Here is a 10565-nt window from a genome sequence, read left to right as displayed (position 1 = left end):
CCACCCACCCTGCTCTGGTACGGAGCCGCCTTTTTCTCCAGCGCCCTCCCCACCTCGGGCTGGGCCACGACCATCAAACGCCAGTACCAACCCGCCGCGGTCTCCTGGCGCGAGCTTTTCGCAGACCTGCCGAAACCGCCAGACGTCCTGGTCATTGCCGACTACAGCGGCCCCCCGCCTCTGCTCGACCCGCACACCTGCCCCAGTCTGACCGTCTTCTACAGCGTGGACTCGCACATCCACTCCTGGCATCCGCTGTACGCCCAGACCTTTGATCTTTGCCTGGTCAGCCTGCGCGACCATCTGCCCCGCTTTACCGGAACGTTTCTGGACGCGAACCGGATACTATGGACACCGCCGTTTGTCCCGGACACCCTCCAACCCGCGCCCAAGGACCAAATCTGGGACGCTCTGTTCGTGGGCAAGGTCGACGCCATCTTGACGCCCAGGCGTCACGCGGCCCTGAAGAACCTCAAACGGGAACTTCCGAACCTGGAAGTCCGCCAGGGCAAATTTTGGGAACTGTTCCCCCAAGCCAAGGTCGTTCTCAACTTCTGCGACCTGAACGACCTGAACTTCCGGGTCATGGAGGCCCTGGCCTGCGGCAGCGCCCTGCTCACCCCGCGCATCGGCCACGGCCAGGATGATCTGTTCCACCACGGCGAGGATCTTTGGCTATACGACCAATCTCCGGACGGAATCGACGTCGCTGACCTGCTCCACCAGCTTCGCCGCCTCCTGGACGACGACGAGCTGCGCATCCGCCTAGCCCGTAACGGCCAGGCCAAGGTCAACACCGGCCACAGAGACTCCCACCGCGCCGCCACCTTCACCAACCAATTGCGCGAACATGACTGGTCCGACCTGATCGCCAATCGCCTGCGGGCATCCGCCAGGCTCCACGGCGACATCCTCCGGCCATTGTTTCTGCACTTGAGCGAAACACTGCCGAATTCTCATTCACTCAGAAGCGCCTACTACCATGCCGGGCTGAAGAGCGGTCATCTTTCCGCCGGACAACTCTAGCAATGGATCACGATCATGCACCAGGCACACCCCATGCTGACCCATAACAAACCTTTCTGGAACATGCTGCCCGAACCACTCCAAGACAACCTCTTGCTGGGCAGCGTGGGCAAGCTCCACCTGGTCACCATGGCCGAGCAGGCCCTGGATCAAGCAGTTTCCGGAACGTCCCCGGCCCAGGCCTCGTTTTGCGTTTCGCTGGGATTGGACATGCTCTTGGCGGCTTGGGAGGAGGATCCGCTGGATGGGCAACTTGCCGGGCAGTTGTTGATGCTCCAGGAAAAAATACCCGGCCTCCCCGAACATTTAATTCCCATATTCCGCTATGTGGCCAAAATGTGGCGACCACCGGAACAGAACGCCTATTATGCGCGCTTGGTCCAGCGCCGGGAAACACATAAAACATGCCGTTATCTGGAACAGATGCTCGAAAAGGATCCAGAGAACCTCTACTGGTGGCAGCAAGCGCTCTCGGTGGGGCCCTTTGAGCAGGAATGGGAGTGGACGACGCACTGCATGGACCGGCACTGGCCCGCGGCCATGCCGTTGCTGGGCCAACGCATCCGGGCCGAGCTGCGCATGTCGCAGGGGCTTCCGGTTACGAACCGGATGCTGGACACGGCTCAGGAAATTGCCATGTCCGCGGCCTGTGGGCAGCGATTGTTGGGCGACCTGGCCTATACCGAGGGCAACCGGGAACAAGCCTTCCATCACTGGCGGCAAACCCTGCGTCTGCGTCCATGGCAGACCGGCCTGATCTTGAAGATGCATGACACCTTGCTGGGCGTGGATCAGCAACGGACGATCCCACCGGGCAAAACCATGGTTCTGCTCTATTCCTACAACAAGGGCGAGGAGTTGGCCGTGACCCTGGACAGCCTCCATGCCTCCAAACTGCACGGCGCCACGGTGGCGGTTCTGGACAACGCCAGTACGGATCAGACGCCGGATCTGCTCCGAAGCTGGCAGGACCGACTCGGCCCGCAGCGCTTTCAGGTGATCTCCCTGCCCGTAAACATCGGCGCACCAGCGGCCCGGAACTGGTTGATGCATCTGCCGGAGTGCGGCCAAGCGGACTGGCTGGTCTATCTGGACGACGACGTCAGCTTGCCCGAGGATTGGCTGGAACGACTAGGCGCGGCTCGCGAGGTCTACCCCGAAGCCGGGGTCTGGGGCTGCAAGGTGGTGGACTTTCACAACCCGGCCTCCATCCAGAGCGCGGATCTGCACGTACGCGAATTAAAGCCCGCGGACCGCCCGGACGTCTCGGAAAACTGGACCTCCTTCAGGCTGTCCAACCTGCATCATCAGATTCTGGACCAGGGTCAGTTCAGCTACCTGCGGCCCTGCTCCTCGGTCACCGGCTGCTGCCACCTCTTTGCCCGGGACGTGTTGCTGGAATGCGGTGACTTTGATCTGCGCTTTTCGCCATCCCAATTCGACGACCTGGACCACGACCTGCGGCTGTGCCTGAACGGCCGCCCGGCAGTCTATACCGGCCACCTCGAAATCGGACACCTGAAACGCACCGGACGGGCGACCCTGAACAACGCCCAGCAATATGGCAGCGCCATGGCCAACGAGTATAAACTGCACCACAACTATGCTCCAGAACAGGTGGAGCGGATCGCGACCCTGGACCGGGACGTCACCAGGCGAGACCTGCTGGCCAAGGTCCGGGCCATGGCCGAACACGGTGACCTGCAAGAATGGATGTGAACCAATGCCCACCCACCATGTTGCCCATCTGATCATCGGCGCCGGCCCCACCGGCCTGGGCGCAGCCCAGCGTCTGCGCGAACTGGACGTCACGGACTACCTGATCCTGGAAAAAAACGCCCACCCCGGTGGCCTTTCCGCCAGCTTCCGTGACGACCAGGGCTTCACCTGGGACATTGGCGGCCATGTGGTCTTTTCACATTACGACTATTTTGACCGCCTGCTGGAGGACCTGCTCGGCCAAGATTACCTGGAGCACCAGCGCAAGGCCATGATCCGCATCGCCGAAACCTGGGTTCCCTACCCGTTCCAGAACAACATCCGCCACCTGCCGCCGGACCTGCAATGGCAATGCATCGAAGGTCTGCTCGATCTGCATGAGCAAAAACCGAATTCCGGGAATCCCGCCCATTTCCGCGACTGGATCCACCAGGTCTTCGGCCCGGGCATCGCCGATCTGTTCCTCTTTCCCTACAATTTCAAGGTTTGGGCGTATCCGCCGGAGACCATGGCCTGGAACTGGATCGGCGAGCGGGTCAGCGTGGTGGATCTACGGCGCGTTCTGAAGAACATTGTCTTTCAGCGGGACGACGTGTCCTGGGGACCGAACAACCTGTTTCGTTTTCCGCTGCACGGCGGCACCGGAGAAATTTTCACCCGCCTGGCAAGACGGCATGCGGAACACCTCCGCCTCAACGCGGCAGTCGATCGGATCGATGCCACGGCCAGGATGGTCACCTTCGCCGACGGAACCACCATCACCTACGACGCCCTGCTGAACACCGCCCCCCTGGACTGGCTGATCCTGACCGCCCTGAGCACCGGAAGCGCCCCTCCCGAACCCATCCGCGCCGCTGCCCGGAATCTGAAGCACAATGGAGTGCATATCCTGGGCGTCGGCCTGGAAGGGACGCGAGCCGACGACACCTGCTGGATGTACTTTCCGGAGTTCTCCAATCCCTTTTACCGGGTCACGAACTTCCACAACTACTCGCCCAACAACACGGCCCGTCCCGGCGAACAACGCGCCCTGATGGCCGAGGTTTCCTTTTCCGGACACAAGCCCGTGGATAGTGCGGCCTTGTTGCCCGATGCCGTCTCAGGCTTGAAAGACGTGGAACTGATGCAGGCGGACGACGCCCGGCGCATCGTCTCCACCTGGGAACACGTCGCGGACTACGGCTACCCCATCCCCTGCCTGGAGCGAGATGCGTCCTTGAACGTGATCCAACCCTGGTTGGAATCCCTGGGCATCTTTTCGCGAGGTCGCTTCGGCGGCTGGAAATACGAGGTGGGCAACATGGACCACTCCGTGATGCAGGGCGTGGAATGGGCGGAACGGATGGTTCTCGGACATGCGGAGACAACCTACATCCTGCCTACATGAACGCTGCTCCGCTCTTGTCCATCATCATCCCGGTCCGTGACCAGTGGCCCCTGACCCGGCAATGCCTGCACAGCCTGCGGGCCGCCACTTCCGGGGACTTCTTCGAAGTGATCATGGTGGACAACGCCTCACGAGACGCCACTCTGGAGGCCTGCTCTCCCTTGGGTCACGAGCTGTTCGGGGAACGATTCGCGGTCCTGCGCCAGGAGACGAACCTGGGCTTCGGACCGGCCTGCAATTTGGCCGCGCACACGGCCCAGGGAGAGCTGCTGTTCTTTCTGAACAACGACACCGTGCCCAAACCGGGCTGGTTCGAGCCGCTGCACGGCGCCTTGACCGCGGAGCCGGATCTGGGCGCGGCAGGGCCGCTACTGGTCTATCCCAGCCCCGAACAGAGCACGGAACAGAGCACGGACACGGATGGAACGCCGCAAACAAAGTCAGAATGCTCACAAACCCAACATCTGGGGATCGCGTTTTGCCTGCAAAAGCGCCCCCACCATCTCTATGAACACTTTCCCGCCAGACATCCACTGGTCAGAAAAAAACGCCGCGTCCTGGCCTTGACCGGGGCCGCTCTGCTCCTGCCGCGCACCCTGTTTCTGACCCTTGGCGGTTTTTTCCCAGGCTACATCAACGGTTACGAAGACCTGGAGCTCTGCGCCCGCATCCGTCAGCAGGGCCTGGCCCTGCGGTGCGTACCGAAAAGTACGATCATCCACTACACCAGCCAGACCCCCGGCCGCTTTGACCACGATCAGGCCAACGCCGGACTGCTCCACGAACGCTGCGCCGCGCTGATCACCCCGGACCTGCACCGCCACCTCGCCCAGGACGGTCTGAAACTGTCCCTGACCCCCTGGCTGCTGCCCCATGCGGCCCAGCAGGACGAGGACTTCGACCGCCTCGCACCCCTCGCCCAGTCCCCCTTGCCCGTTCTGCTCGACCTGTTGGAAGCCCATCCGCTCTGGCAAGATGGATACGAGGCCGCGGGTCGTCTGCTGCAAGAAAAGGCCGCCTGGTACCAGACCCTGAAGATTCGCCTGCGTCAAGCCAACCTCTGCCCTTCCCTCGCCGCCTACACGCACCTGCTGCGGGCCGCGCTGAAATGCGGTCAAAAGAACCTGGCCGCTGAAACGCAAAACAAAATCGCCGTCATCAACCGCATCCTCGCCGCCCCCCACCCCCTGCGCCGAAAAGCCGCGCATTTGGCGAATCAGGCCCGAATGTTGGGGGAGGAAGATATGGAACGCCTGTATCGCGAGGCTTATACGCCAGATCATTGTTGACGCAAAGTCATCAAATTCAAATTTCAAACTCCGGCATCGCTAAAATTGACGACGTCAAGCATTATGGATAGCAAGATCAAAATAATTGTAGATTAAATCCATGACCGATCAGCTCCAGGCCACCCCTCGGACATGAAAACGACGAGAGCGAGACGCCCTCGTCTCGTTCCCCAATGGAGACCACCTGAATCCGCTTTTTTTCCGTGCTTTTCCGTGTATTCCGTGGTTAACCAAAGCGCATTTCACGGCAAACCATCAAACCCAAGCCCCGAACGATCATCTCAAATCAAACAGACTGAAAAAATGAGACTGAACTCATCGCAAGCTGCAAAAATTATAGAAATTGTTTCCAACCATGCCGGAGGCGACAGTCGCGTCTCCGTCTACGGATCCCGGCTTGACGACACGGCCAGAGGGGGCGACATTGACCTTTTCATCGAAACCGAGGCCCCCATGCCCCGTTGGGAACAGGCCCGCATGCTGGCCGCTCTCGAGGACGAGCTTGGCCTTCCTGTGGATATCCTCGTGAAGTGCGTCCATGACCCGGACACCCCCTTTGAAGCCATGGCCAAATCCATGGCCATGACACTGAGTCAAGCCGCCCCATGAATACATTGCTTGAAGAGTCCCATCGTCACCTGGGAGAATTGCTGACCGCCGTGGAGCGGTGCATCTATTTTCTTGAAGGGGCTCGCTCCAGGATTACCTGGCCCGTGACCGGGGATGAACTGGCAGCCCGCAACAAAGACATAGACCTGTTCACCAACCTCTCCGCGGTCAACGAGCGGTTCGCCAAACTTCAGGACACCCTGGGTACGGCCATGCGGCATGCCGCCCTGCTGGCTGGTGAGCCCTCGGAGAATTTCCTGCGCGTCCTCGGGTTTTTCGAGAAAAACAGGGTTCTCAAGTCCGTGAAAGACTGGCAGTCCATGCGCGCCCTCCGCAACCTTGCGGCCCATGAGTATGGCACGAATTACGCTAAAACAGCGGACCACTTCAACGCGGTGAACTCCAGCACCCCGACATTGTACCAGATGGCCGCTCATTTTTTCCGTTTTTGCTCGGATAATCTGGATATCACGGCCTCAAGCCCTGACTTTTCCAAAGAAGTCGAGATCATCCTGCGGGCTTCGTTTGACAGATAACACCACAGCAAAAATTCTGCCTAAAGACCTAAAACTTTAGAGAAAGTTGTTCGAAGTGCGCACTCTTCCTCGTAAGGCTATCACTCCAAAACGGAGTTCTGTGAACAATCAATGCCACTGAAGAATGAACCACGGGGATCACGGGGAAAGAGATACGGAATCAGCAATAAGCTCCCCCGTGCCCCCCGTGGTTAAACATTGTCTGTATCCTAACCCCACCTGAAAAGCGCCATGCATCCACAACCGACCATCCTCGACCACATCTCCTGGCTGCACCGCTTCCAGGGCTATTTCGATCCCGGCCATGCCGTCTGGGCCGCTCAAAAACTCCTGGATGGCCTGGAGCCGTCCCAGGATCCCCAATCCGCCGCCCGTATCGACCTGGCCGCCGGATTGTTGCGCCAAGCCCTGGTGCTCAATCCCTGCGACCCCAACGTCCGCGATCTGCTGGGCCAGCTCTTGCCCATGGCCGGATCGTCTCCGGACCTTCAGGCTTGGTTCGACGCCCTGCCCCGGAACGTGTCGGGATTGACCATGGAGCAGGCCCATCCGCTCATCGAACAGTGCGGAGACGACCCGGCCCGCCTGGAGCAGATTCTGACAAACTCCGGCGAACCACTACTCCAGTTTCTGGGGCTGACAAAATTCTGGCAATGGGGGGAAAAGGAGCGTTTCGAAAGGTGGGCTGAGCGGTTCATCCAAAAACCGTATGGCCCGGCAACGGCCCCGCTCCTGGCCTGGGCTGCCTGGAAGTCCGGCAATGAGGACCGAGCCCGCGAATTGCTGAACCAGGGGCCGGAGAGTTTTCTCAGCCTGAACCTGCGCGCCGAATTGGCCCTTCGCGAAGGCGAAGCGGACACGGCCAGAGTGCACTGGCTGCGCTCCCTGGCCTGGGAACCGCATCAACCCCATCTGCGCTACCGTCTCTGGGAGCTGGATCAGCCCTCTCCGGATATGGCCCTGGTAGATAAAAACAAGGTGCACATCGGTTTCTATACCTTCAACAAGTTGGAAACCACCCTGCGCACCCTGGAAAGCCTGCTGGCCTCAAATATCGGCCCGAGCCAAATCACCCTGCTCAACAACGGCTCCACGGCCTTCACTCCGGAAGAACTGGACGGCACTGTTCAAGCCATGGCCCAAGGCCGACCCGTAACCATCATCCACCTGCCCGTAAACATCGGCGCACCAGCGGCCCGCAACTGGCTGTTCACCCTTCCGGAAACCAAGGAAGCCGATTATCTGGCCTATCTGGACGACGATGTCCTCCTGCCCCGGAACTGGCTGGCCTGCTACCTCCAGGATTTCCAACTCTTCCCCAAAGCCGTGGTCGTGGGCCCCAAGGGCGTCAATCCCGGGGCCACCCGCACCGTGCAATACGTGTATCGCTTTTTTCAGGAAACCGGAAACAAAACCATCCGCTTCACCAACAATGCCCCCCTGTTCATGGACCTGGGCCAGTTCGACTCCCGCCGACCCTGCTTGTCCGTCATGGGCTGCTGCCATCTTTTTGACCTGAAAAAGTGGGAACGACTGGGCCTCCCGGGCTTCGACGTCCGCTTTTCCCCCTCCCAGGTGGACGACCTAGAACACGACATCCAGATCTGGAAGGCCGGAGGACAGGCCGTGTACGACGGCCGGGTGGAAGTGGTCCACCTCCAGGACGCCGGCAGACAGGCCCCGAAATCCAAAGCCTCCTGGGCCCATGTCTGGGGTAATCACATCAAGATGGAACACAAGTTCACGGAACGTGAACTAGCGGATATTGACCGGGAGTCACGTGGGGCGGATCAGATTTTTTGGCAAGCCGAGGTGATGGGGAAAGGAAGCTGAATCCGGCATTTTTCCGCCACCCGGTCGCTCCGCTCCCTCGGGCAGTATCAAACCCGCCGCACGACCCGAAGACTCCCCACAGCCAACAGCACCCGATAGCCGCCCTTGCCGGACTCGGTAATTTCGTTGAAAAACCTCGTTACCCCGGGCCAACTGGGACCGACGTCATGAAAGCCGATATAGCTCTGGTCCGTGACATGGGCGGACCATGTTTCAAAATCGTGACGCGTGGCCTTGTAGGAATGGTCTCCGTCGATGAACAGAAGGCGGATGGGCTTGTCCCAGTTCTTTGCCGCCGAGATGGAGTCCGCGACGACGGGGCGGACGTATTCGCTGAAGCCGTTGTCCTGGATGTTCTTCATGAACTGCTTGTACAGCGTCTTCTCCCGGACCAAAGCGGGCTCCTCATGGGTCGCCCCGGCCTGGTGCTCTGGTGAGCCCTGAAAATGATCCACGGCGTGGACCACCCCGGACTTGCGCATCCTCAAGCCGTGAGCCAGATAGCAGGTGGACTTGCCGTGGAAACTGCCGATCTCCACGACCTCGCCTTCGCCTTCACCAAAGGCGGCCATCAGCATCAACATGTACCCTTCCGCTGGATGCAGGTATCCCCGCACATGCTCGTACAAACCGATATTCTTGCCCTGGGCCATGTCCTGTTCCAGGGTCTCGATGATGTGTCTCATGCGACTCCATCCTGCATTGAGTTCTTCAGTTGGTCACGCATCTGATCGATTTGATCCTTAAGCCCGATCTCGGCGTTGCCCCTCGGCCCAAGATAATCCACCAGGCATTGCAGCGTGGCCTGGGCCTCGACCGTCCTCCCAAGTCCAAGAAAGGCCTGGAACAGCTCGCAGGAACTTTCCAGCGACATTTCCCGAGCCATGGCCTGCTTGGCGAAACGCAATGCCAGTTCATGATCTCCGGCTAAACGAGCGCAAACGGCTCGAAGGCTCCACAATTCAGCACTGTGCGCGGACGTTGTGCAAGCACGGCAAAGCAGCGCCTCAGCGGCCTCGATGCGGCCCTGCTCCAGAAGTGGCAGCAACGTGTTCACTGCCTCAAAAAGATGCAGCGAGCCCAAGGCCGGTAGTATTGCGGCTTGACCCAGCACAGCCTCATGCACCTTGGGTGCAAAACGAAGAATTTTGGTGTCCGGATGTCTGGCTTGGCGCGACTGGCGGTAAAACATCTCATAAGGATAACGCCCTTGGGCATCCGTGCGATCCGCCCTTCCTCGTTGCAGCTTGGCCTCAAAATCCTGTTGCGACTTGAAAAAAAAGTGGTTCAATTGAAACTTCGTGGTTGACCGCAGTGTTCTGTTACCGCCTCTTTCCACTGGAATATGCAGTTCATTTACAATGTACCGACCATCAATGGGCATGAACCTGTGCGGATCAAGGCCGGCGGAGATGGATGCCGGGTCTACGAGACACTTGATTATCGTGTCGCTAGGGTGCATATTGTCAGGATAACGTTGCAGATAATTGGTCATGACCAGACCGGATGGTTTACTCAAGTGCCCGGATGATCCAAATGTCGTCCACGGCACGGCCAAGCCGGCATATGCTTCAAAATCCGCCAAACCGGCGCGCAGGTCATTGCCTTGAATGGGAAAAAGGAATTCATCCACATCGAGAAAGCCGATCCAGCGGTTCTTCTTGCCATATGTCTCCAGGCAATGATTGTATTTCGGAATTTGTTGATCCCTTCCCTCAACCCACTGATAGGTAATCATGTCCGAAGGGAAATCTTGCAGAAACTCAAGAGCAGAAATGCGGCTCTCATTGTCGTAGATGTAAAAATGTTCCACGCCAAGCAAGGCATGATGATAAACCCACTCTCGAAGATACTCGTTTTCATCCTTGGCGATGACAAAAAGAGAAAGGTAATTCATAAATTACAGATAGTTGGAAACAGAAACAACACTATACACGGATCCAGAGCAACCTAAACACTTCAGCGCCCCTTGTTGGTTCATGCGCTAGGACTGGATGGGTAAACACATCCGAGCAGTCGACTCCGCACACGCCCGGGTATTTTAACCCTCTGCGAGCTCTTTCAAGGCCGTATTGAAGCCTTTCCTGGAAGCAGAGCATCGTGAAAAAGCATCAACCCGCTAGTGATTAGCAGTTTATTCCAAATTCATGCCAAACAATCTCAACC

Annotated in this window: 9 protein-coding genes; 7 read left to right on the top strand and 2 right to left on the bottom strand. The window is 58.9% G+C overall.

What is annotated here, in order from left to right; all coding sequences use genetic code 11:
• The 7 genes from C6366_RS13575 to C6366_RS13545 form a co-directional block, all read left to right on the top strand.
• Nucleotides 1-1026: glycosyltransferase (locus tag C6366_RS13575; RefSeq protein WP_107738779.1), on the top strand; the 1026-nt coding region annotated here is incomplete at its 5' end.
• A 15-nt stretch (nt 1027-1041) separates the two neighbouring features.
• Nucleotides 1042-2745: a glycosyltransferase family 2 protein gene (locus C6366_RS13570; RefSeq protein ID WP_107738777.1), complete on the top strand. Its 1704-nt coding sequence runs from the start codon at nt 1042-1044 to the stop codon at nt 2743-2745.
• A 4-nt stretch (nt 2746-2749) separates the two neighbouring features.
• Nucleotides 2750-4132 carry an NAD(P)/FAD-dependent oxidoreductase gene (locus C6366_RS13565; RefSeq protein WP_107738775.1) on the top strand — a complete coding sequence of 461 codons (1383 nt, stop codon included), beginning with the start codon at nt 2750-2752 and terminating at the stop codon, nt 4130-4132.
• On the top strand, nt 4129-5421 hold the full coding sequence (locus C6366_RS13560) for a glycosyltransferase family 2 protein (RefSeq protein ID WP_158269783.1): 1293 nt from the start codon (nt 4129-4131) through the stop codon (nt 5419-5421). Before C6366_RS13565 ends, C6366_RS13560 begins: the two co-directional genes overlap by 4 nt.
• 303 nt (nt 5422-5724) lie before the next feature.
• Nucleotides 5725-6030 carry a nucleotidyltransferase domain-containing protein gene (locus C6366_RS19655; protein WP_158269782.1) on the top strand — a complete coding sequence of 102 codons (306 nt, stop codon included), beginning with the start codon at nt 5725-5727 and terminating at the stop codon, nt 6028-6030.
• Entirely contained in the window at nt 6027-6566 is a 540-nt protein-coding gene (locus C6366_RS13550) for a hypothetical protein (RefSeq protein ID WP_107738769.1), read from the top strand. The genes C6366_RS19655 and C6366_RS13550 overlap by 4 nt, the downstream gene beginning before the upstream one ends.
• Before the next feature lie 231 nt (nt 6567-6797).
• The gene (locus tag C6366_RS13545) at nt 6798-8399 is read left to right on the top strand and encodes a glycosyltransferase (protein WP_107738767.1); all 1602 of its coding nucleotides are present in this window, start codon (nt 6798-6800) and stop codon (nt 8397-8399) included.
• Nucleotides 8400-8446: 47 nt separating this feature from the next.
• On the opposite strand, the gene C6366_RS13540 is transcribed toward C6366_RS13545, so the two are convergent.
• Nucleotides 8447-9085, bottom strand: coding sequence for a class I SAM-dependent methyltransferase (locus C6366_RS13540; RefSeq protein ID WP_107738765.1), 639 nt, complete (start codon nt 9083-9085; stop codon nt 8447-8449).
• Complete coding sequence (locus tag C6366_RS13535) at nt 9082-10296, bottom strand: glycosyltransferase family 92 protein (RefSeq protein ID WP_107738763.1); 1215 nt, start codon at nt 10294-10296, stop codon at nt 9082-9084. Before C6366_RS13535 ends, C6366_RS13540 begins: the two co-directional genes overlap by 4 nt.
• Nucleotides 10297-10565: the final 269 nt, after the last annotated feature.

The organism is Desulfonatronum sp. SC1 (genome assembly GCF_003046795.1).
Taxonomy (GTDB): domain Bacteria; phylum Desulfobacterota; class Desulfovibrionia; order Desulfovibrionales; family Desulfonatronaceae; genus Desulfonatronum.
Note: the sequence above shows the minus strand (reverse complement) of the source record. Positions and strands in the feature narration are given on the sequence as shown.